General features: G+C 52.4%; 21 protein-coding genes and 1 pseudogene. 10 read left to right on the top strand and 12 right to left on the bottom strand.

Annotation, left to right across the window (positions count from 1 at the left end; all coding sequences use genetic code 11):
- Nucleotides 1-35 precede the first annotated feature (35 nt).
- From betC to QZ279_RS14975, 4 genes are all read right to left on the bottom strand, one after another.
- Entirely contained in the window at nucleotides 36-1,544 is a 1,509-nt protein-coding gene (betC, locus tag QZ279_RS14990) for a choline-sulfatase (RefSeq protein WP_293452375.1), read from the bottom strand.
- Nucleotides 1,541-2,125 (bottom strand): transcriptional regulator BetI, encoded by a 585-nt coding sequence (gene betI, locus QZ279_RS14985; protein WP_293452372.1) that lies wholly within the window; start codon nucleotides 2,123-2,125, stop codon nucleotides 1,541-1,543. Before betI ends, betC begins: the two co-directional genes overlap by 4 nt.
- A 78-nt stretch (nucleotides 2,126-2,203) precedes the next feature.
- Entirely contained in the window at nucleotides 2,204-3,106 is a 903-nt protein-coding gene (locus tag QZ279_RS14980) for a DMT family transporter (protein WP_293452369.1), read from the bottom strand.
- A gap of 38 nt (nucleotides 3,107-3,144) precedes the next feature.
- Nucleotides 3,145-3,738 (bottom strand): LysE/ArgO family amino acid transporter, encoded by a 594-nt coding sequence (locus tag QZ279_RS14975; protein ID WP_293452411.1) that lies wholly within the window; start codon nucleotides 3,736-3,738, stop codon nucleotides 3,145-3,147.
- A gap of 174 nt (nucleotides 3,739-3,912) precedes the next feature.
- Here QZ279_RS14975 and QZ279_RS14970 point away from each other — a divergent pair, with 174 nt between their 5' ends.
- Complete coding sequence (locus QZ279_RS14970; RefSeq protein WP_293452366.1) at nucleotides 3,913-4,971, top strand: hypothetical protein; 1,059 nt, start codon at nucleotides 3,913-3,915, stop codon at nucleotides 4,969-4,971.
- A gap of 47 nt (nucleotides 4,972-5,018) precedes the next feature.
- On the opposite strand, the gene QZ279_RS14965 is transcribed toward QZ279_RS14970, so the two are convergent.
- Complete coding sequence (locus QZ279_RS14965; protein ID WP_293452363.1) at nucleotides 5,019-5,759, bottom strand: YebC/PmpR family DNA-binding transcriptional regulator; 741 nt, start codon at nucleotides 5,757-5,759, stop codon at nucleotides 5,019-5,021.
- A gap of 123 nt (nucleotides 5,760-5,882) precedes the next feature.
- Here QZ279_RS14965 and QZ279_RS15845 point away from each other — a divergent pair, with 123 nt between their 5' ends.
- The 4 genes from QZ279_RS15845 to QZ279_RS15830 all read left to right on the top strand — a co-directional run bounded on the left by QZ279_RS15845 (nucleotide 5,883) and on the right by QZ279_RS15830 (nucleotide 7,658).
- Nucleotides 5,883-6,482 (top strand): SLC13 family permease, encoded by a 600-nt coding sequence (locus QZ279_RS15845; protein ID WP_366513995.1) that lies wholly within the window; start codon nucleotides 5,883-5,885, stop codon nucleotides 6,480-6,482.
- Nucleotides 6,479-6,616 carry a hypothetical protein gene (locus QZ279_RS15840; RefSeq protein ID WP_366513994.1) on the top strand — a complete coding sequence of 46 codons (138 nt, stop codon included), beginning with the start codon at nucleotides 6,479-6,481 and terminating at the stop codon, nucleotides 6,614-6,616. Before QZ279_RS15845 ends, QZ279_RS15840 begins: the two co-directional genes overlap by 4 nt.
- A gap of 67 nt (nucleotides 6,617-6,683) precedes the next feature.
- Nucleotides 6,684-6,836 (top strand): hypothetical protein, encoded by a 153-nt coding sequence (locus QZ279_RS15835; protein ID WP_366513993.1) that lies wholly within the window; start codon nucleotides 6,684-6,686, stop codon nucleotides 6,834-6,836.
- Nucleotides 6,837-6,848: 12 nt separating this feature from the next.
- Entirely contained in the window at nucleotides 6,849-7,658 is an 810-nt protein-coding gene (locus QZ279_RS15830) for an SLC13 family permease (RefSeq protein WP_366513992.1), read from the top strand.
- On the opposite strand, the gene QZ279_RS14955 is transcribed toward QZ279_RS15830, so the two are convergent.
- Entirely contained in the window at nucleotides 7,655-8,692 is a 1,038-nt protein-coding gene (locus QZ279_RS14955; RefSeq protein ID WP_293452361.1) for a Hint domain-containing protein, read from the bottom strand. The two genes, QZ279_RS15830 and QZ279_RS14955, sit on opposite strands and share 4 nt — an antisense overlap.
- 239 nt (nucleotides 8,693-8,931) lie before the next feature.
- Between QZ279_RS14955 and QZ279_RS14950 the strand changes: the two genes are divergently transcribed.
- From QZ279_RS14950 to QZ279_RS14940, 3 genes and pseudogenes are all read left to right on the top strand, one after another.
- Nucleotides 8,932-9,744: a TIGR00282 family metallophosphoesterase gene (locus QZ279_RS14950; protein ID WP_293452358.1), complete on the top strand. Its 813-nt coding sequence runs from the start codon at nucleotides 8,932-8,934 to the stop codon at nucleotides 9,742-9,744.
- Nucleotides 9,741-10,646 carry a DMT family transporter gene (locus tag QZ279_RS14945; protein WP_293452355.1) on the top strand — a complete coding sequence of 302 codons (906 nt, stop codon included), beginning with the start codon at nucleotides 9,741-9,743 and terminating at the stop codon, nucleotides 10,644-10,646. The genes QZ279_RS14950 and QZ279_RS14945 overlap by 4 nt, the downstream gene beginning before the upstream one ends.
- Nucleotides 10,643-12,421, top strand: a pseudogene (locus tag QZ279_RS14940) (SLC13 family permease). Before QZ279_RS14945 ends, QZ279_RS14940 begins: the two are co-directional and overlap by 4 nt.
- 32 nt (nucleotides 12,422-12,453) lie before the next feature.
- On the opposite strand, the gene QZ279_RS14935 reads toward QZ279_RS14940, so the two are convergent.
- Together QZ279_RS14935 and mgtE are read right to left on the bottom strand one after the other, a co-directional pair.
- Nucleotides 12,454-13,020: a 5-formyltetrahydrofolate cyclo-ligase gene (locus tag QZ279_RS14935; protein WP_293452352.1), complete on the bottom strand. Its 567-nt coding sequence runs from the start codon at nucleotides 13,018-13,020 to the stop codon at nucleotides 12,454-12,456.
- Nucleotides 13,017-14,408 (bottom strand): magnesium transporter, encoded by a 1,392-nt coding sequence (mgtE, locus tag QZ279_RS14930; RefSeq protein ID WP_293452350.1) that lies wholly within the window; start codon nucleotides 14,406-14,408, stop codon nucleotides 13,017-13,019. The genes QZ279_RS14935 and mgtE overlap by 4 nt, the downstream gene beginning before the upstream one ends.
- 124 nt (nucleotides 14,409-14,532) lie before the next feature.
- Here mgtE and guaD point away from each other — a divergent pair, with 124 nt between their 5' ends.
- The gene (gene guaD / locus QZ279_RS14925) at nucleotides 14,533-15,831 is read left to right on the top strand and encodes a guanine deaminase (protein ID WP_293452348.1); all 1,299 of its coding nucleotides are present in this window, start codon (nucleotides 14,533-14,535) and stop codon (nucleotides 15,829-15,831) included.
- Between the two features lie 37 nt (nucleotides 15,832-15,868).
- Here the strand turns inward: guaD and QZ279_RS14920 are convergent, their stop codons facing one another.
- From QZ279_RS14920 to QZ279_RS14905, 4 genes are all read right to left on the bottom strand, one after another.
- On the bottom strand, nucleotides 15,869-16,279 hold the full coding sequence (locus tag QZ279_RS14920; RefSeq protein ID WP_293452345.1) for a CAP domain-containing protein: 411 nt from the start codon (nucleotides 16,277-16,279) through the stop codon (nucleotides 15,869-15,871).
- 38 nt (nucleotides 16,280-16,317) lie between these two features.
- Nucleotides 16,318-17,664 carry an 8-oxoguanine deaminase gene (locus QZ279_RS14915; protein WP_293452342.1) on the bottom strand — a complete coding sequence of 449 codons (1,347 nt, stop codon included), beginning with the start codon at nucleotides 17,662-17,664 and terminating at the stop codon, nucleotides 16,318-16,320.
- A gap of 113 nt (nucleotides 17,665-17,777) precedes the next feature.
- Nucleotides 17,778-18,602, bottom strand: a complete 825-nt coding sequence (hisN, locus tag QZ279_RS14910) for a histidinol-phosphatase (RefSeq protein ID WP_293452339.1) — start codon at nucleotides 18,600-18,602, stop codon at nucleotides 17,778-17,780.
- Nucleotides 18,603-18,671: 69 nt separating this feature from the next.
- Entirely contained in the window at nucleotides 18,672-19,049 is a 378-nt protein-coding gene (locus tag QZ279_RS14905) for a helix-turn-helix transcriptional regulator (protein ID WP_293452336.1), read from the bottom strand.
- Between the two features lie 310 nt (nucleotides 19,050-19,359).
- On the opposite strand from QZ279_RS14905, the gene QZ279_RS14900 reads away from it, so the two are divergent.
- On the top strand, nucleotides 19,360-20,328 hold the full coding sequence (locus QZ279_RS14900; RefSeq protein WP_293452333.1) for an NADPH:quinone oxidoreductase family protein: 969 nt from the start codon (nucleotides 19,360-19,362) through the stop codon (nucleotides 20,326-20,328).
- Nucleotides 20,329-20,876 lie beyond the last annotated feature (548 nt).

The raw sequence follows: 20,876 nt of genomic DNA, 5'->3' as shown, positions 1-20,876 counted from the left end.
CCTCCGGCGGGGATATTTGGGGAAAGGGGAAGGGTTTATTCGCCTCTTGGGAAGCGTTGGTTTTCTTCTAAGACATTGAGGTCCATGTGATTTCGCATGTAGCGTTCGGATGCTTTTTGCAGGGGTTGGTAGTCCCATGGGAAGTAATCACCGTTGCGCAGGGCCTCGTAGACGACCCAGCGGCGGGCTTGGGAACGGCGGACCTCTGCGTCGAAGCGTTCCAAGTCCCAGCGTTTTTCAGATTTAGCACGCAGGGTTTGTAGCGTGCCTTGGTGATCTGGGTGGTCCACAAGGTCGTTGAGTTCATGCGGGTCTGCGTCCAAATCAAAGAGTTGATCGGGGTCGAGCGAGCAGCGAATGTGTTTCCATTTGCCATAGCGCAGACAGACCAGCGGTGAATAGCTGGCCTCTGCTGCATATTCCATTGCCACGGGTGCAGTGCGTTCAACGCCTTGGCCCATAGGAACCAGCGACATGCCTTCGGTCCATGGCATGACCTCTTCCATGCTGACGCCAGCCAGATCGCAAAGCGTTGGGCAGACATCGATATTGCTGACGGGGCTCTCGATCAGACCCGGTTCCATATTAGGTGAACAGATCATCAAAGGCACGCGCGCGGAGCCCTCGTAGAAGGACATCTTGAACCAAAGACCACGCTCGCCCAGCATATCGCCATGATCCGCAACGAAGAGGATGATCGCCTCTTGGCGTGTTGCTTCTAGCGCCTCCATCACCTCGCCAACTTTGTCATCGAGGTAAGAAATATTGGCGAAATATGCGCGGCGGGACCGTTTTATATCGTCATCCGAGATGTTGAAATTGTCGCGATCATTGGCATCTAAGATACGCTTGGAATGGACGTCTTGCTCATTATAAGGGATCGGTCCGACCTCTGGCATCAAATGCGTACAATCCTCGTACAGATCCCAGTATTTCTTGCGCGCCACATAGGGGTCATGGGGATGCGTGAAGCTGACGGTCAAACACCACGGGCGCGTGTCTTTGCCACGCGCATAGTCATATACTTTCCGAGTCGCATGATAGGCGACCTCGTCATCGTACTCCATCTGATTGGTGATTTCAGCGATACCAGAACCCGTGACAGAGCCCATGTTGTGGTACCACCATTCAATCCGCTCACCCGGTTTGCGGTAATCAGGTGTCCAGCCAAAATCAGGGGGATAGATATCCGTAGTCATGCGTTCCTCAAAGCCGTGTAACTGATCAGGGCCTACGAAATGCATCTTGCCACTGAGGCAGGTTTGATAGCCTGCGCGGCGCAAATGATGCGCATACGTTGGGATCGACGATGGGAATTCGGCAGCATTGTCGTAAACGCCCGTGGTCGAGGGCAGTTGACCAGACATATAGCTCGCACGTCCCGGAGCGCAGAGCGGGCTGGCGGTATAGGCGTTCTTAAAACGGGTCGAGCGCATTGCCAGTTTTTTGATGTTGGGTGCATGCAGCCAATCGGCAGGACCATCGGGAAAGAAGGTTCCATTCAGTTGATCCACCATGAAAATAAGAATGTTTGGCTTGCTCATGGCGCGGCCCTTTCGAGTTCAAGGTCAAGGTAGTTGAGGACTTGGCGTGTGGCTTGGCACGGATCTGGCACCGCTTTGACCAAGCTTTGGCGCAGATAAACCCCGTCGATAAGGGCCGCCGTACGCGAGGCGACTTCAGGTGCGTTTGATCCGATCAAGGGGCGCAAAGCATAGATCAAGTTTGAGCGCAGACGTGCTTGGTAAACAGTCAGCAAGCGTTTTGCCCCGGGCACCGTTTGCGCGAGAACGTAGAAATTCAACCAAGCAGCGATCACATCGGGGCGGAAATTCGAACTGGTGAACGACGCGCCAACGATTGCCTCAACCCGTTCTAGCGATGTTTGCGCGGGGACCAAAGCGCTGCGCACGTCTGCGCCATACAGAGTCAAAGTGTGGCGCATGGCCGCGAGAAAAATCTGTTCTTTGCCACCGAAATAGTGATGCGCCAAGGCAGACGACATCCCTGCCCGCTTGGCAATTGCACCAACAGTCACATCCAACGTCCCATGCGCGCCGATCTCGTGGATCGTCGCCTCCACCAATGCGGCGCGGCGGATAGGTTCCATTCCTAACTTTGGCATGACGACTCCTGACAGGTTTGGCAGGACGATATTTTGTTTTTTATTGACCCGTCAATCAATAAAAATTAGTGATTGAAATCAAACCTTTGTTTCATGGGACATCGGTGTGATTTCACCGCGCTTCAACATAGCCTCGCGCCACGTGATGAACGTAACAGATCCTAAAATCACGAAACCACCGATGATAACCCAGATATCAACAGCCTCCCCGAAGGCGAAATAGCCAAGCGAAACGGCCCAAACGAGCTGGATAAAGGTCACAGGCTGCGTTACCGTCAAAGGGGTTGCGGCAAAGGCGAGTGTCATCGTGTAGTGACCTGCGGTTGCGAAACAGGCCACAGCAAAGAGTAATCCGACTTCGCTTAGCGTCGGGGTGATCCACACGGAATAGGCCAAGGGTGCCAACCCAATGGTGACCGTTATCGACAACATCGCAACCACAACAGAGGCCGGGATAGCGTCGGCCTGAAGTTTGGCCGTGAGGTAAGAAACGCAGAACATCATCGCCACCCCAAGCATTGCGATATGGCCAATGCTGAGTTCGCGAAAGCCCGGGCGCAAGATAATCATCGCGCCTGCCAATGCGCAAAGTACAGCAGCAATCCGGCGCATTGCGAGTTTTTCACCCAAAAAAAGTGCAGCGGCGATGGTCACATAAACGGGCGTCAAATAATTCATCGCCGTCACCTCGGCGATTGAAATTTGGGTCATTGCGAAGAACCAAAGTGTTACGCCGACGGTATGAAATGTGCCGCGTATCGCAAATAGCCGCCACAATCGTGGGGTGAATTCAACGCGCTTTAGTGCGCCCAAGATCGGCAGTAAAAACACAAGTCCAAGCGCGTACCGCAAGAATGCGGCCTCGGCAGCTGGGATGCGCGGTCCGTTGAGCTTCACCAATGCCGTGACCGCAACAAAACACAGGCCCGTCACGACCATCCAGAATACTCCAACAATCGGTCGCTGCTCTTGTTTTTCCATATGTCCGTCAGATCAAACCCACGCCCCAAGCGCAAGGCTCAGATCAAAAGAGAGATCGCAATCGCCCACATTGTGAGTGCGATAACGGCGTCGAGAATGCGCCATGCAGAGGGGCGCGCAAAGATTGGACCCAGTAAGCGCGCGCCGTACCCCAGCGCGAAAAAGAAAGTGATACTGCCCAAGGCGGCCCCTGCCCCGAACGCAAGCCGATCGTCGTATTGCGCCGAGATTGAACCAATCAGAACGACAGTATCGAGGTAGACATGTGGGTTCAGCCATGTCAGCGCAAGCAAAGTGAGTAAGGTCTTTTTCAGCGATGCAATCGGCTGCGAGCCGCTGTCCAACCCGTCACTTCCGCGCCAAGCAGACAGTGCGTTTTGCGCGCCATACCAGAACAAAAATGCAGCGCCTCCGTACCGCATTACCGTTTCAAAACATGGGACCGCATGCGCCAAGGCGCCAAATCCGGCGACACCGGCAACGATCAAGATCGCATCTGAAATGCCACAGACCAGAACGATCGCCAGCACATGTTCCCGGCGCAAACCATGTTTGAGTACGAACGCATTTTGCGCCCCAATCGCGAGGATCAAGGAAACGCTAAGGACGAAACCTGGCAGGAAAGATGACATCATATGGCTTAAAGACTCATTATCGTTTAAAGACTCATTTCTAGGTTTTGACTAACTCGCCAAGCCGTCAACATCCAGAAAACTTCTTCCCTAAGACCAACGTTGCGCGCTTATCGGAAAACGAGTACCCAAATCGCCATCGTAAATTTCACACTCAATCCAGTTATCCTGCCAATGGGTGGCATTTTTAAGCGGCATCACATCGTTCCTGCCAAATACAGGCTTGACGGGTATGATGACACTTATGATTTTCATACACTGGCCTATGATGTAATTTGGATGGAACGTCAAAAAGCACTGCTTTTCGTATGTCCAAAGCTATTGAACTTAGCAGACGTTTTTAAGACAGCAATAATAACGGCTTCAGGTCAAAAGCTGAAGAAGCCGCGCATAAAACAATACCGCCGACATGATGAAGTCTGGCTAGATTGTAAGACGCGCCCAACAGAGGTCACACTCGAAGCGCGGAACTTATCAATAAGCGTAAACGTCAGTGAACAAGCGCATGAATTTGATGGGAAAAATGTTCTCATTACAAAGTCTAAGAACAAAGCTTTGGTTTGGATTGCGGATTGGGTAGCACATCATACAACGCAACAATCTGCAAATGCAGCGCTGGTTTTTGATAATGGTTCAACAGACTACGCACTTTCAGATGTGCAACAAACCCTGCAAAGCTTTGACGCCCTAGATGTTGCCGTCGCAATCGCCTCGGACTTCCCTTTTGGAAGCTGGAAAGCGACCAAACTTCTACACCGCTCAATGTTTTATCAAGCTGGTATGTTGAGCCTTGCTCGTCACCGCTTTTTACATTCCGCGCGCGCTGTGCTTGCGACCGATATCGATGAGCTCGTATGCGGCGAAGATGTATTTGATGCGGCGGTTCAATCACGTCTTGGATATGTCAAAATCCCAGGTTTCTGGCGGTATTCAAAACTGCCTGAGGGTCAGATGCCCCTGCATGGTGACCATGTCTGGCGCCGCGACCCTGATGCGACATGCAAAGAGAAATATTGCCTAACCCCGGGCAGATGGTTCACCGAAACTGTCTGGGATATTCACGGACTACACCGTTATGCATTCAACGGTCTTTTGAAACTGAAAAACACTCGAATATTACATTGCGAACACGTGTACAATGGCTGGAAACATCGACGTGGCACAGAGCAAGATGCGCCGCTAGTTCTTGAAAAACAATCCAAAGCCGATCTCGAATATCTGCGCACAAAATAAAACGATCCTTGCGGGTGCAAGGATCGTTCAAAACTCTTAGCAACAGTTTAAAGTTGTTCCATGACCTCGTCAGAGGCTTCGAAATTCGCTGTCACACGCTGGATATCATCGTCATCTTCAAGCGCGTCAATCAGCTTCATCAATTTGGTCATCCCCTCCAAATCCATCTCTGTGGAAATGTTTGGCTGCCAAACTAACTTGGCGCTGTCGCTTTCGCCCAGCGCAGTTTCCAGCGCGTTAGACACATCGTTCAAATCGCTATCTTCGCAGATAATCATGTGGCCCTCTTCAGAGCTTTCACAATCCTCGGCACCCGCTTCAATCGCGGCTTCCATAACGCTGTCTTCATCGCCCACAGAGGCTGAATATGTGATCTGGCCTCTGCGGTCGAACATAAAACCAACTGAGCCTGTTTCACCCAAATTACCACCATTCTTAGAGAACGTCGAGCGCACAGTAGACGCTGTGCGATTGCGGTTATCCGTCATCGCTTCAACGATGATCGCAACTCCGTTCGGGCCGTAACCCTCATAGCGGATCTCTTCGTATTCTTCACCGTCTCCGCCAATCGCTTTCTTGATCGCGCGATCAATATTATCTTTGGGCATCGATTGCGATTTGGCTTCTTTCACTGCAAGGCGCAGACGTGGGTTCTTTTCTGGATCGGGGTCGCCCATCTTTGCGGCAACCGTGATCTCCTTGGAGAATTTGGAAAACAGTTTTGAACGCAGCTTGTCTTGGCGTCCTTTACGGTGCTGAATATTTGCCCATTTTGAGTGGCCGGCCATGTCTCGCTCCAGATCAGATTTCTTAATGTTGAGACAATATAGGACAGCGCAGGGTGCCCCCGCAAGTCGGTTGCATATCGACGCGATGTGCGATGACGCTACGCGCGATACGAAAGGCCCATCATGACCCAAGATCAAATCATACTTTTCGCACTCTTCGGAGCGGTTTTCGCACTCTTGCTATGGGGGCGTTTCCGCTATGATCTGGTCGCCTTTTCGGCCTTGATGGTCGGGGTTCTGTTAGGCGTCGTCGAAGGTAAAGATGCCTTTGCAGGGTTCGGTCATCCCGCGACATTGGTGGTCGCGTTGGTTCTAGTGGTTTCAGCGGGACTTGTACGTTCGGGTGCCGTGTTCTTAATCACCCGTACGTTGGTGGATAGTTCACGAAACCTTGGTGGGCATATCGCGTTAATGGGCGGGATCGACGGCGTGCTATCGGCTTTTATGAATAATGTCGCTGCCCTTGCGCTTTTGATGCCCGTGGACGTGCAAACCGCACGCAAAGCGGGTCGCGCACCGGGTCTTTCACTGATGCCCCTTAGCTTTGCGACGATCCTTGGCAGCATGGTTACATTGATCGGCACGCCCCCAAACATCATCATCGCAGCCATTCGCGAGGAACAATTGGGCGAGCCGTTTAAAATGTTGGACTTCGCCCCTTTGTGGGCGGCATTGCTGCTATTGCTGGTCTCGCGTTCGTCGCGCTTATTGGCTGGCGCTTGATTCCCGCGCGCAACGATGAGGGCAGTTCTGCAAGCGAGATGTCCGAATATGTTGCAGAGCTGACAGTCCCTGCGGATAGTAAGCTAATCGGCAAGCGCATTTCCGAAATCGACAGCGACGCGGAAAAAAGCTGACGTCGCCATTCTTGGCTTGATTCGCGACGGCAAACGCCGCTTTGGCCGTTCGCGCAATTCGGAACTCATGGCAGGTGACACGCTTGTTCTAGAAGCATCCCCGGATTCACTAGATGAATTCCACGCGGCCCTGTCTTTGGCGTTCGCAGACGAAAAGCGTGAAGAATTGCTGAAAGCGGGCGGCGATGGTTTGGATGTGATCGAAGTCGTCGTTACCTAAAATTCCCGCCTTGTGGGTAAGACCGCGCAAGCGATTGGTCTGGCGTGGCGTCAGCGTTCTGTCCTGTTGGGTCTTTCACGCCAAGGTAAGGCGCTTCGCGATCATGTGCGCAAAACCGAAGTGCGTACGCGCGACATCCTCTTGCTGCTTGTGCCGCAAGATCGTGGGCAGGATGTGACCGAATGGTTGGGCTGTTTGCCTTTGGCCGAACGTGGTCTCGCCGTGACACAAGATAGCAAAGTCTGGTTAGCAATTGGGGTGTTCGCAGCCGCTGTTGCCGCGGCAAGCGTGGGTCTGGTCTACCTCCCTATTGCGCTGGGATGTGTGGTCATCGCCTATGTTTTGGCCAAGATCGTGCCCTTGTCCGAACTCTACAGCCATATCGAATGGCCGGTGGTCGTCTTGCTGGGATCGATGATCCCCCTGGGCGCTGCTTTGCAAAACGCAGGCGGCACGGAATTGATCGCAGGCGCATTGGTCGGCCTGACCGAGGGCATGCCCGCATGGGCTATCCTGACGGTTCTGATGGTTGTGACCATGACGCTCTCGGATGTCTTGAACAACACAGCCACAACGATTGTCGCGGCCCCTGTGGGCATTCAGATGGCGCAGTCGTTGAACGTCTCGCCCGATCCGTTCCTGATGGCAGTGGCAATCGCCGCATCCTCAGCCTTCCTCACGCCAATTGGCCATAAGAACAACACGCTGATCCTTGGACCCGGTGGGTATCAGTTCGGGGATTACTGGAGGATCGGATTGCCCTTGGAGATCATCATTGTTGCGGTTTCAATCCCTGCAATTTTGGTGTTCTGGCCGCTCTAAGCCAGGCGGGCCATAAAACTTGCAGCCTCATGCGCTTTCAAGCTGAACCGTGTGCTGCCAAATTGCGCGTTGGTTCTGAGTTCCGGGACCAGTTCCAACACTTCGCCACGTGCCACACAATCAAGGCTCGCTACATTTTCAACGCTTGGGTGAAAGCTCTCAGACCAACAGCCCTCTGCGCAGATGATTTCGTGATCATCGAATAGGACATGTACATAAGTGATTTGCGCACTTGGCACAGCGCGGATCGTTAGGTCATTCACCAACATCTTTGCTGCTGCCAACACCTCATACTCGCCGAACAAAAGCTCTGCTTGCCACCCTTTCAAAATCATCTTGTGTTGCGGCAAAACGCGTAAATCACGGGTATTGCCCAGCGCGCCTTCTCGTATCAGGATCGGGGCATGGTGCCCTTCACCCACAACGGTTTTCACACCGATCCAACGCACCTTTTTAAAACCATTGTCTCGCGTCAGGATAAGATCACCAACCTGCACATCAGATATCGTGCGTTCCCCGAGATGCGTGGTGATCCGCGTATCACTCGCGAAACAAACCACATTCGTGTTGTCAAACGTGGCGTCAGTCGCAGCGATACTTTGCATCTCGATGCTGCCTAGTATGGCAGTGTTGTCAGTGTAGTCGCCAACCGATTGGTTCAGCTCAGCGTCGTCAAGGAAGACGTCGTTACGCAGGTCAGTTTGGTCAATGTAAAAGCTGCTTAGGTCAATGAAATCATTATTGGCTTGATTGCCATCCGTGATCGCGCGGGAATTACCTACGTTGAAATCAGTGCTCATTTTGCTGCCGACGCCAGCATCAATAATATCGTTGCCTTCGATGCGTGCAAGAACACCCGTGATAGAACATTCAGGCCCAACTGGCAGGCCAACCAGAAGTGAAGCCAGTAATTTTTGCACCGCACGCCCCGTGTCAGGCCCTGTTACCATCGCAGAACGCGTGTCTGCAGTCGCAGTATCAGCGATCCTTTGATCATCCTCAGTCCCCGGATCCACATTCGTATTTGTCGCCATAACAAAAGGCACCTTTTACATTGCAAGCTGACAAATGATCGCCAAATGTGTTCTGAAACGGACGGGTCTAAAGCCAAAACGAGTTCATGCGCCTGAGTTTGCAGTGAAAAAACTAACGCGCGTCGCATAACCGTGGGGACTGGACCAAAATACAATATGAGCCCAAGAAGTTCGATGTCGCATCCCCCGCAGAGCAAAGCGCGGCTTGCACCCTTGGCACCGCATGATAAGCCAATATTATGAGAACACTTTTTCTAGGCGACGTGATGGGCCGCGCGGGGCGCAGTGCTATTACCAGTGAACTTCCCAAGCTGCGCGAAAGCCTTCGCGCGGACATCGTAGTTGTGAACGGCGAAAACGCATCCAACGGGATGGGTTTAAATGCGGAACATGCGAACGCAATTTTTGCAGCTGGCGCAGATTGCATCACGCTGGGCGATCACGCATTCGATCAACGCGACATGCTACAGCATATTGAAAAAGACGCGCGTATCTTGCGGCCTTTGAATTTCGCTAAGACCGCCCCCGGACGTGGACATAAACTGTTCACTGCGCGCGGCGGTCAAAAGGTGCTGGTGCTGCAAGTCCTTGGCCAAGTCTTTATGAAACGCGCCTTTGATGATCCTTTTTCTGCCGTGGACGCGGTTCTGCGCGCGCATCCCCTTGGTGGCTTGGCGCAAATGATCCTTGTGGATGTACACTGCGAAGCGACGTCAGAAAAAATGGGTATGGGGCATTTCTGTGATGGTCGCGCGACGATCGTTGTTGGCACGCACACCCATGTACCCACCGCGGATGCGCAGATTTTACCTGGCGGAACAGCGTTCCAAAGCGATGCAGGCATGTGCGGCGACTATAACTCTGTGATCGGCATGGAAAAAGAAGAACCCATGCGCCGCTTCATCACAGGCATGACCAAGTCGCGGTTTAAGCCCGCCAGCGGCGAGGCCACCCTATCCGGCCTGTTCGTGGTCAGCGATGATCGCACAGGCAAGGCCACGTCGGTTTCAATGATCCGGCATGGCGGCCGACTTGAGCAAAGCGGGCCATGAAAGAAAACCTGCCGCTCTTCGGCGTGCTGATATTACTCGGCGCAGGCTGGGGCGTCACGATGCCGCTGACAAAAATTGTCGTTGGCGCTGGCTATCAACACTTTGGCTTGATCTTCTGGCAATTCGCCATTGCCGTCGCACTTATGGGCACTGTCTTAATCATACGCGGCGCTTTGTGCTGGCCCAACAAAACACAGTTGCGGTTTGCGTGCTTGATTGCCTTGATTGGAACTCTGCTTCCCAATTCCGCCAGCTACCAAGCCGCTGTGCATCTCCCAAGTGGCATCATTTCAATCCTGTTATCCCTTATCCCCATGCTTGCCTTTCCAATTGCGCTGACTCTTGGCAATGATCACTTTTCAATGCGCAAATTAATTGGCTTGATGGTTGGATTTAGTGCCGTTGCCTTGATCGCACTCAACGGATCAAGCTTCGCTGGGAATGTTTCACTTTGGTGGCTTGCGATCGCGCTGATCGCGCCTAGCTTTTATGCTCTTGAGGGCAATGTCGTTGCAAAATGGGGCACTTACGGGTTTGATCCCGTCGAAATCTTGCTCTGGTCGTCGGTAGTTGGCCTATTGCCATCGCTGGCACTTGCGCTTGGGTCCGGCCAATTCATCCCAGTCCCAACCACCTGGGGCCTGCCTGAGTTTTCATTCCTTATCATCTCAATCGCACATGCAATCGTGTATGCGGGCTACGTCTGGCTTGTTGGACGAGCAGGACCTATATTTGCTGCACAAGTTAGCTATTTGGTCACCATCTTTGGTATCTTTTGGGCTGTTATCCTTCTCGGCGAGGCTTACGCCAGCGGTATTTGGATAGCACTTGCACTGATGATATGTGGTTTGTTCTTGGTTCAGCCACGAAGAAAACCAGAACCAATCGGGGATGCGTTATGACGTTCTTTGAGCTTACCCAAACCCAAAGTGCAATCGCGGCTCTGCTCACTGTTTTGGGCATGTTCGTTCTGTTCGTGCGCGAAAGCTATCCGACCGAGGTCGTCGCAATTGCCGGCGTTGCATTCCTGTTGGTGCTGGGTGTTTTGCCCTACGACAATGCGCTTGCCGTGCTGTCCAACCCTGCCCCGTGGACTATCGCGGCCATGTTCATTGTCATGGGCGCTTTGGTGCGCACGGGTGCTTAAGAAGCCTTTACAAAACTTGCAGACAAACAAGCCAAGACACGCCCCGGCCTTGCCATCGCAATGTTGCTGGCTTTCGTAATTTTTGCGTCCGCTGTTGTGTCCAACACACCTGTTGTCGTGGTCATGATCCCTGTGTTTGTGCAACTTAGCCGCACGCTTGGCACGAAAGCGTCTAAATTGCTGATCCCGTTAAGTTATGCAGCCATACTTGGCGGTACGTTAACCCTGATTGGTACTTCGACCAACTTGCTGGTGGACGGTGTTGCACGTGCAAACGGGATGGAAGCATTCTCGATCTTTGAGGTCACCCCGCTTGGTATCGTACTTGTGGCATGGGGCATGTTGTACTTGCGTTTCATTGGTCCCTATCTGCTGCCAGATCGCGATAGTATGGCAAGTCTTTTGTCCGACAAAAGCCAAATGAAGTTCTTTACAGAGGCCGTAATCCCCCCTGAAAGCAACATGATCGGACGCGAAGTTGTAGACGTGCAATTGTTCAAACGCGAAGGCGTTCGCTTAATCGACGTTGTGCGAGGCGACAGATCTTTGCGCCGCGACCTCAAAGGCGTGTTGTTGCAAGTCGGTGATCGTGTAGTTCTACGAAGCCGAATTTCCGAACTGCTGAGTCTGCAACGCAACAAAAAACTCAAGCGCATTGATCAGGTCTCTGCTGTTGAAACTCACACTGTTGAGGTGCTGATTAGTCCGGGGTGTAAGATGATTGGGCGTTCCCTTGGTGCGCTGCGTTTACGGCGCCGCTTTGGCGTGTATCCATTGGCCTTGCATCGTCGCAACCAAAATCTAAGCGGGCAATTGGACGGCGTGATTGTGCGTATCGGCGATACTTTGCTGTTAGAAGGCGCGCCCGCAGACATTCAGCGCCTCGCTATCGAAATGGACTTGGTTGACGTCTCAACCCCATCAGATCGCGCGTATCGGCGCAGCCACGCGCCCGTTGCTTTGCTTGCTTTGATTGGCATTGTAGCGCTTGCGGGCTTTGGCATTGCACCGATTTTCTATCTGTCGATCATTGCGGTTACTTTGGTTTTGGTTGCCCGCTGCATCGACGCGGATGAAGCCTTTTCTTTTGTCGATGGACGCCTTTTAACGCTTATTTTCGCCATGCTTGCAATTGGCGCAGCCTTGGAAAGTTCAGGCGCGGTAAAGCTGATCGTAGAAGGCATCGCCCCCTATCTCGGTGGACTGCCGCCGTTCTTTGTGGTCTGGGCGATCTATTTGTTGACCTCAATCTTAACTGAATTGGTCTCCAACAACGCGGTTGCGGTCGTTGTCACGCCTATTGCGATAGGTTTGGCCGATGCTTTGGGAATTGACGCACGGCCTTTGGTGGTCGCAGTTATGGTCGCGGCCTCTGCCAGCTTTGCAACACCGATTGGATATCAGACCAACATGCTGGTTTACGGGCCTGGTGGGTACAAATTTACCGACTTTATGAAAGTTGGAATTCCATTGAATCTGACGATTGGCGTTTTGGCATCCGCATTGATCCCATTTCTTTGGCCGTTGTAACGGGTGCGAACGGCCCTCCGGGGGAAGTTTATTTAGAAAGATGAAGGCGTGATAATGCCAGCCTCAGTGATGATCATATCAAGGGGTTGATCTGTCGGCTCCAAAGGCAGATTTTCGGCCTCTTGTTCAGCAAAGGCAAGGCCGATCGCAAGTGTTGCGCGGCGAGCGCGAAGACGTTCAAGCGTGCGATCGTAAAAGCCACCCCCATAGCCTAAACGCCCACCGTTTCGATCAAAAGCCACGAGGGGTACGATTAGGATTTCTGGTTCGATCCAATCCCCTATTGCGGGAATAAACGCGCCGAACGTGCCCTCAATCATTGCGCATTCTGGTGTCCACTCGCGAAAATCAAGCGGTGCCGCTTGCGCCTTAATAACGGGCATCCCCACGGGCCCATATGCGGCAGCTTCGGCCAAAGCAGGCAACGGATCAATTTCTGTGCGCATGGGTGCATAGCCTGCGATCGGGACACCTCTATAACCCGCGAGGACTTCGCTTAGATAGCCCGATTGCACTGGGCTTGCTGTCACAAATGCTGCTTTGCGTCGCGCAAAGGCCGCTTTGCGGGCTTCGGTTTTGATTGCGATTAGATCGCTCATAGGAGGACCATCGCAGCCAAACCGAGAAACGCAAAGAACCCGACAACATCCGTCACGGTTGTAACAAACGCACCAGATGCAAGCGCAGGGTCGATCCCTAGCCTTTCAAGGACAACCGGGATCGCGGTCCCAGCCAAACCCGCGACAACCATATTTATCACCATGGCTGCTGCAATGATATAACCAAGGTTGAGCGAGCCGAACCAAATCAGACCAACAATGCCCATAATCAACGCAAAAATTAGACCGTTGATCAAGCCCACAAGCACCTCGCGGCGAATTACGCGCCACATGTTGGAGCTGGTCAGGTCCTTGGTTGCAATCGCACGCACGGCAACTGTCAAAGATTGTGTCCCCGCGTTCCCTCCCATCGACGCAACAATTGGCATCAAGACTGCAAGCGCTACGATTTGCGTGATCGCAGCTTCGAATTGCGCGATCACGAGACTGGCCGCGATTGCGGTTACAAGGTTTACAGCAAGCCATGGCAAGCGCTGCTTGGTTGTGTTTATCACACGATCCGACAACGACCCCTCGCCAACACCCGCAAGGCGCAGAATGTCCTCTTCATGCCCTTCATCCAGAACGATCATCGCGTCATCAATGGTGATCACGCCCACAAGACGGTCGTCCTCATCTACAACCGGTGCAGAAATCAGGTGGTATTGGTTGAACGCATAGGCGACTTCGCCCTCGCTTTGCATTGCGGGGATGATTTTGAACACAGTTTCGGTAATTTCCCACAACAGCACATCACGGCGCGACCCCATCAGCTTACCCAAGGTAACATTGCCAACGGGCTTAAACCGCGGATCTACGAGCGTGACGTGATAGAATTGTTCGGGCAGATTTTCTTGCGCGCGCAGGTAATCGATCGCTTCGCCAACCGTCCAATGTTCAGGGGCCATCACGACTTCGCGTTGCATCAAACGACCAGCAGATTTGTCCGGATAGGTCAGCGATTGTTCGACCGCGACACGATCACTGTCGCCAAGCGCATCCAGAATGACGTCCTGCTGGACCTCGGTCATGTCCTCGATCAGATCAACAACATCGTCACTTTCGAGTTCACGGACCGCATCGGCCAGAACTTCGGGGCGCAGCGTTTTGATGACTTCGTCGCGGATGCTTTCATCAAGTTCGGACAGAATTTCGCCGTCAAATTCGCGATCATAAAGATGGATCAAGCGACGTCGATCTGACGTGCTAATTTGCTCAAGAAGGTCCGCAATATCTGCTGGGTGCAACGGATCCATCAACGTGGTCAACGATCCTTGATCGCCGCGCTCAACCGTTTCCAAAATGGCCGTTACATCAGAACGCCCGAGTTCGTAATTGCCGTCCTTGGCACCCACGCGGGGGTCTTTCATCAGAATAGGGTCGCTCATGGGATCACTCCTTCTGAATCTCGCATCATTCACCGCGTTGATATTATGCAAAGCACTCAACGGGCAACAGGCAGCGGACCGAAAAACCTGTTCCTGCTGTGCACTGTTCTGCTACTTAAGGAAAATGACACAAAAACACATCGTTTCCGGCAATATCTTGGTCTATTCGGGCGACCCCTTTATGCTACCGCTTGATGAGGCTGTTTGCATCCAAACGGACAGTGCCATTTTAATCAAAAATGGCAAAATCACAGAGCGTGGTCCTCGCAGCCACTTGTTAAAATCGCACCCAACCGCCGCGCATACGCCACATCACGACAAGCTGATTTGCCCCGGATTTATTGACGCGCACGCGCACTACCCCCAAACGGCAATGATCGCATCATGGGGCAAACGGCTCATTGACTGGCTAAACACGTATACGTTTCCAGAAGAAATGCGCTTTGCTGATCCAGACTACGCCGCAGAGATTGCAGCACGTTACCTTGATTTGAGCACAGCCCATGGCACAACCAGCATGGCAAGTTTCTGCACAATCCATTCAGAGTCGGTTGAAGCGTTCTTTGAAGAAGCCTTAAAACGTGGTCAAAGGGTCATCGCCGGTAAGACTTGTATGGATCGCAACGCCCCTGAGGGCCTGCGCGATACAGCTCAACGTGGCTATGATGAAAGCAAAGCGCTGTTAGAGAAATGGCACGGGAAAGAGCGCATTTCCTATGCAATAACGCCGCGCTTTTCACCAACCTCAACACCCGATCAACTGGAAGCATTGGGCGCGCTATGGGCACAACATCCTGATTGCCTCATGCAAACCCATCTGAGCGAACAGCTTGATGAAATCGAATGGGTTTCTGAGTTATTCCCACAGGCACGCGACTATTTAGACACCTATGAACACTTCGGTTTGTTGGGAGCACGGGGTATATATGGTCACGCAATCCACCTTAAACCGCGCGAGATTGATCGGATATCAGAGGTAAGGGGCAACCTTGTACATTGTCCAACCTCGAATACGTTCATTGGCTCAGGTCTGTTTGACATGGCTGGTTTAAAAGCACGCGGACTTTCTATTGGTCTTGCAACGGACACGGGTGGTGGATCCAGTTTCTCAATGTTGCGCACGATGGCGGCTGCTTACGAAATAGCGCAACTGAGAGGGACTGTTTTACATGCGGGGCATCTGCTGTGGCTTGCAACGCAAGGATCGGCAACGTCGTTGCATTTAGAAGATAAGGTTGGGTCTTTGGACGTCGGCATGGAAGCGGACATCGTGGTGCTAAACCTTGCTTCGACGCCCGCGATCGAACAGCGATATAAGAATGCAAAGGATCAATGGGACATGGTTTTCCCAACGATCATGATGGGCGATGACCGTGCTATCGAACAGGTTTGGATCGGTGGCGTTTTAAAATCCCCGTCGTAAGGTGTGTGGTTTCCCGCACCGCCCCCCCAACGGGTTTTCAGCAGCCGGTTTTTCCCAATACCATAACCCAATACCCACCCTTTTCAGCCATTCCAAAGTGGATCGCATTCGCTGTGAGCAGATTTTTGCGATGGCCCGGTGATTTTTGCCATCCTGCCAACGCTTGCAACGCGCCTTTTTGGCCCTGCGCGATGTTCTCTGCAACGAAGCAATATCCATACCCCTGACGTTTCACGCGATCCCCCGCGCTTGATCCATCTTGGCCCGTATGGCTGAAGTATGTTTTCGCACTCATGTCATTCGCATGTAGTTGAGCCGCACGCGCCAAACGCGCATCCGCTGCCAGCGGCGCTTGCCCGTTGGCTGGGCAACTGCGACGGCTCCCTTGGGCGTGACGCTCGCACCCGAACGAATGCAGCCCGACCCAAAAGCAACGGTAAAGAGACATAGTATGAAAATACGCATTTTTAAGTCCATTCAAAAAATTCAAGCACCCGACAAGGCACGTGCCAAGTCGTTCTGTCGTCCAATTACTTTGGGCAAATCAATCGAGGTCACTTGCCCTGACGCCACAACGCGACGCCCCTCAATATACAAATCGCGAACTTGTGTAGGGCCAGCCATCAAAAGTGCGGCAGGGTCCCAATTGCCAGCTGCCTCGATGCCAGTCATATCCCATATCGCAATATCTGCGCGCTTGCCTACCGCAATCTGACCGCAATCAGAACGCCCTAAGACCTCTGCGCCCCCGCGTGTTGCGATGCGCAAAGCTTCGCGTGCGCTCATCGCATCCGCCCCTAGGTTAACGCGTTGCAACAGCATGGACTGACGCGCTTCTAACACCATATTCCCCGCGTCATTTGACGCAGATCCATCAACGCCTAATCCAACTTTAACACCCGCATCGCGCATTGCCCGAATAGGTGCGATGCCAGAACCAAGGCGACAATTCGAACATGGGCAATGCGCAACACCTGTTCCAGAACGTGCAAACATATCAATCTCTTGCCCGTCCAGCTTTACACAATGTGCGTGCCAAACATCATCCCCCGTCCAGCCCAAATCTTCGGCATATTGGCCCGGACGACAGCCAAATTTTTCAAGCGAATATGCTACATCTTCATCATTTTCTGCCAAATGCGTGTGCAACATAACGCCTTTGTCACGCGCCAAAAGTGCGGCATCCCGCATCAAATCACGGCTCACAGAAAACGGCGAACAGGGCGCGACGCCAACACGACACATGGACCCAACGGATGCATCATGATGCGCATCGATAACACGGATGCTATCCTCTAGGATCGCGCGTTCATCTTCGACCAGTGAATCCGGTGGTAACCCCCCATCGCTTTCCCCAATCGACATGGATCCGCGCGTCGGATGAAAGCGCATTCCAATGTCTGCAGCAGCGGCAATCGTATCATCCAACCGCGACCCATTAGGGTAAAGATACAGATGGTCCGAGGTCAGCGTGCAACCCGAAAGCATCAATTCCGCAAGGCCAATTTGTGCAGAGATATACATTTCTTCGGGCCCAAAACGCGCCCAAATCGGGTAGAGCGTTTGCAACCAACCAAAGAGCAACGCATCTTGCCCACCCGGAACGGCCCGCGTCAGAGATTGATACAGATGGTGGTGCGTATTCACGAGACCCGGCGTGATCAAACATCCTGCTGCATTCAAAACGTCGCCAGACGGTTCAAGTCCCTGCCCGACCTGCGCGATCACGCCATCTTTGATGCGAACATCGCAATTCAGAGTTTCGGTTCCCACGTCATCCATCGTCAGCACTAGTTGCGCATTCTGGATTAATACGTCTTTGGAATGGTTCATTTCATGGTCCTTCAGCGAGGCGACACATTTTTTTTCGGATCCAATGCCAAGACATGCTTTGAGCTACGACAGAAAAAAGCGAGGGACTCGCAGCTGGTGAGGTCAATCTAGTCTCAGGAATGCGTCTCACTCAAGCTATTGTGTAAAATTTTCATCGTTTTTTCGTGGAGCTCTGGCGTAGCGGCCGCAACAACGCGCCCACCTTCATGCGCTTTACCGCCCTGCCAATCCGAGACAATGCCACCAGCCGCTTCGATAACGCCAATGGGTCCCGCGATATCATAGGCATTTAAACCGGCCTCAATTACCAGATCGATCTGCCCTGCGGCCAGCAATCCATAGGCATAACAATCGCACCCAAAGCGTGTCAGGCGCACTTGGGCGGAAACCACTTCAAACGCCAAACGTTCTTGCACGCTGCCAACCTCTGGATACGTGCTAAACAAAGTCGCTTTGTTGAGATCTTTCGTTGCACTTGTTTTCAAGACCATTCGACCACGTGGACCAATAACGTCTGCGCGACCAAAACCGCCAAAAAACCGTTCCCCTATATAGGGTTGGTCGATTATCCCTAAGCGCGGACCTGTTTCATCATTCAACGCAATCAATACACCCCACGTCGGTGTGCCGCTGATAAACCCGCGCGTGCCATCAATGGGATCAAGAACCCAAGTCAGCCCACTTGTTCCCGCCCGTGCGCCAAATTCCTCGCCAAGAATAGCATCTTGCGGCCTGCGTGTTTTTAGAATTGCACGCATTGCCTGTTCTGCGGCCCTGTCTGCGATCGTAACAGGGTCGAACCCTGTTTCATCCTTATTGTCTGCGCTCAAACCAATAGACCGAAAATAGGGGAGGATCGCAACGCGCGCGGCTTCTGCTAATTCCTCTGCCACAGACCAAAGTTCGGCCTGAAACGCTGCGTTCTCAATATTTTGCATAGTATTTTTGCCTAGCTGAGCATGTGTCAAAAGCACGTTTGCTCAGCCTAAAGCAGGCAACGGCACCCTTCAAGCAACGTCGCTAAGGACACGCACTAAATCAAACAAACGACGACGCTGTTCTTCCGGAATTGAGTAGTAAGACCGAACCAGATCAAGCGCTTCCTTGTCGTTTAAAATATCAGACGGAATCCTGCTCTGAGAAGAATTCTCAGTCTCTTCTTCGACGCTATCAATGCCTGAAAAGAAAAAGCTGACGTCGACATCTAGCGATTCTGCGATGTCCCAAAGTCGAGATGCGCTAACGCGATTGGCCCCTGTTTCGTACTTTTGGATTTGCTGGAATTTAATTCCAACCTTTTCCGCTAGTTGCTGCTGTGTAACACCAACAAGCCATCGACGATGCCGAATGCGCTTGCCTACGTGCACGTCCACTGGATGTGCCATAATGCTTCCTTTCCCAATCATGATGCGACATGTCCCGAGTGGCAGAACAATTTAACCGCAACCATTTCGCCCTAACATCAATGAAGCATGTTCAACGCAGGGTAGCGCAACCTTACGATAATACCCCCACAGAGCAAGTGGCGAATTGCTTATATCTAAGGGGAAAAAACGCTAGCTTGCGGCATCTTCGGAAACAAGGGAGTGCGCGCAACGTTATTGTGACACGCACGCAATGTTCTCTTCCCGAAGTATCCGTATTCCGTTAGCTTTTAAAATAATCGGCTAACCATCCAATAAATAAGAGGTTTTTATGCGTGCATTTTCAGTATCAGAAATCGGTGTTCCCGCTGAATTGAAGCAAATCGAAAGACACCCGCCCGCAAGTGGTGAGTTGGAGATCAGAATTGCAACCTGTGGGCTAAATTTTGCCGACTTGTTGATGCAGACGGGTAAATATCAAGATACGCCCCCTGCGCCATTCACTTTGGGTATGGAGATCGCAGGTACTGTCGAAGCGCTCGGCGAATCGACATCAGGCCCTGCTATTGGCAAGCGGGTCGCCGCGTTTGGCGGCCATGGCGGTTTGGCAGAATATGGATGTTTCGACGCAAATGTAGCGATTCCGATCCCTGATGCCATGAGCATGACACAGGCTGCTGCATTTCAGATTGCATATGGAACGAGCCACGTTGCGCTAGGATACCGCGCCAATCTAAGGGCTGGCGAAACACTTTTGGTACTTGGTGCTGCTGGCGGTGTCGGCCTGACAGCGGTTGAAATCGGAAAACTTATGGGCGCGCGGGTTATTGCGGTTGCGCGCGGCGCAGAGAAACTTGAAATCGTGCGCAAAGCGGGTGCCGATCACGTCATTGACGCCGAAACCGACGACCTGCTCGGGACACTGAAAGCGCTCGGTGGTGTCGATGTGGTCTACGATCCCGTCGGTGGCGATCTATTCAAAGCAGCATTCCGCGCGTGCAAACCAGAAGCGCGTATTTTGTCCATTGGCTTTGCCAGTGGCGACGTGCCGAATGTTCCGACCAACCATTTGCTCGTAAAAAACGTCACTGTCATGGGGTTTTACTGGGGTGGGTATATGAAGTTCAAACCGCAGGTCATCGCTGACTCGTTGCGCGAGTTATTTGCATGGTTCGAAGCGGGTAAACTTCACCCCCATGTGAGCAATGTCCTACCATTGGAGCAAGCGGGTGAAGGGATCGAGTTACTGCGCTCGCGTAAATCGACCGGAAAAGTTGTGATCAAAGTTGCCGATGAGTAAGTGATTTTGCTCTATATAGAGAAAGGCCGCTTGGAGGACAGAGTCGCAGATGCTGCACGCGGCATGAAGGGCCTTAAACCACTAAACCTGCCGTTCAGTAAATTGAACCCTGATTTCTACGCTCGTGGCTGACCTCGCCAGTTTTCCCCACACTTTCCGTCCACAGCATTTAGCCTGTTCCCGACTGCCCTAGGATCAAGTTGCGCACAAAGCGACCATTCGTTGGATAGTCAATTAAGGTCTGCTAACCCTTCAGCACCCCAGCCAAATTTGCTTGTGTAATGGGTTTTTGAAGAAATGTAGCATGGAGCGGCAGAGCGTGTTTTCTAGCGAATTTTCCCGACATAAGAATGCTCTGGGTCATCGGGGAGACTTTTTTGCGATATTAATAAGCTCTAATCCATCAATGTCACAGCCAAAGTCCAGATCGCTCAACAGGACGTCGAACCTGTTTTGATTGAGCAAGGCGCACGCCTCGGGCGCTGTGGCGCTTGTTAGCGATGAGTTGATGACGCGGCTCTGCCTAAACTTTGATTAAATAGCTTACA

The sequence above is a fragment of the Planktotalea sp. genome (genome assembly GCF_018607965.1).
Classification (GTDB): domain Bacteria; phylum Pseudomonadota; class Alphaproteobacteria; order Rhodobacterales; family Rhodobacteraceae; genus Planktotalea.
The sequence above is the reverse complement of the archived record's forward strand: the minus strand, read 5'-3'. Positions and strand labels throughout refer to the sequence as shown.

What these genes read in the sequence shown, in the direction of transcription:
- betC (WP_293452375.1), bottom strand. Translation starts at nt 1,544, where the DNA reads ATGAGCAAGCCAAACATTCTTATTTTCATGGTGGATCAACTGAATGGA.
- betI (WP_293452372.1), bottom strand. Translation starts at nt 2,125, where the DNA reads ATGCCAAAGTTAGGAATGGAACCTATCCGCCGCGCCGCATTGGTGGAG.
- QZ279_RS14980 (WP_293452369.1), bottom strand. Translation starts at nt 3,106, where the DNA reads ATGGAAAAACAAGAGCAGCGACCGATTGTTGGAGTATTCTGGATGGTC.
- QZ279_RS14975 (WP_293452411.1), bottom strand. Translation starts at nt 3,738, where the DNA reads ATGTCATCTTTCCTGCCAGGTTTCGTCCTTAGCGTTTCCTTGATCCTC.
- QZ279_RS14970 (WP_293452366.1), top strand. Translation starts at nt 3,913, where the DNA reads ATGGGTGGCATTTTTAAGCGGCATCACATCGTTCCTGCCAAATACAGG.
- QZ279_RS14965 (WP_293452363.1), bottom strand. Translation starts at nt 5,759, where the DNA reads ATGGCCGGCCACTCAAAATGGGCAAATATTCAGCACCGTAAAGGACGC.
- QZ279_RS15845 (WP_366513995.1), top strand. Translation starts at nt 5,883, where the DNA reads ATGACCCAAGATCAAATCATACTTTTCGCACTCTTCGGAGCGGTTTTC.
- QZ279_RS15835 (WP_366513993.1), top strand. Translation starts at nt 6,684, where the DNA reads ATGGCAGGTGACACGCTTGTTCTAGAAGCATCCCCGGATTCACTAGAT.
- QZ279_RS14955 (WP_293452361.1), bottom strand. Translation starts at nt 8,692, where the DNA reads ATGGCGACAAATACGAATGTGGATCCGGGGACTGAGGATGATCAAAGG.
- QZ279_RS14950 (WP_293452358.1), top strand. Translation starts at nt 8,932, where the DNA reads ATGAGAACACTTTTTCTAGGCGACGTGATGGGCCGCGCGGGGCGCAGT.
- QZ279_RS14945 (WP_293452355.1), top strand. Translation starts at nt 9,741, where the DNA reads ATGAAAGAAAACCTGCCGCTCTTCGGCGTGCTGATATTACTCGGCGCA.
- QZ279_RS14935 (WP_293452352.1), bottom strand. Translation starts at nt 13,020, where the DNA reads ATGAGCGATCTAATCGCAATCAAAACCGAAGCCCGCAAAGCGGCCTTT.
- mgtE (WP_293452350.1), bottom strand. Translation starts at nt 14,408, where the DNA reads ATGAGCGACCCTATTCTGATGAAAGACCCCCGCGTGGGTGCCAAGGAC.
- guaD (WP_293452348.1), top strand. Translation starts at nt 14,533, where the DNA reads ATGACACAAAAACACATCGTTTCCGGCAATATCTTGGTCTATTCGGGC.
- QZ279_RS14920 (WP_293452345.1), bottom strand. Translation starts at nt 16,279, where the DNA reads ATGTCTCTTTACCGTTGCTTTTGGGTCGGGCTGCATTCGTTCGGGTGC.
- QZ279_RS14915 (WP_293452342.1), bottom strand. Translation starts at nt 17,664, where the DNA reads ATGAACCATTCCAAAGACGTATTAATCCAGAATGCGCAACTAGTGCTG.
- hisN (WP_293452339.1), bottom strand. Translation starts at nt 18,602, where the DNA reads ATGCAAAATATTGAGAACGCAGCGTTTCAGGCCGAACTTTGGTCTGTG.
- QZ279_RS14905 (WP_293452336.1), bottom strand. Translation starts at nt 19,049, where the DNA reads ATGGCACATCCAGTGGACGTGCACGTAGGCAAGCGCATTCGGCATCGT.
- QZ279_RS14900 (WP_293452333.1), top strand. Translation starts at nt 19,360, where the DNA reads ATGCGTGCATTTTCAGTATCAGAAATCGGTGTTCCCGCTGAATTGAAG.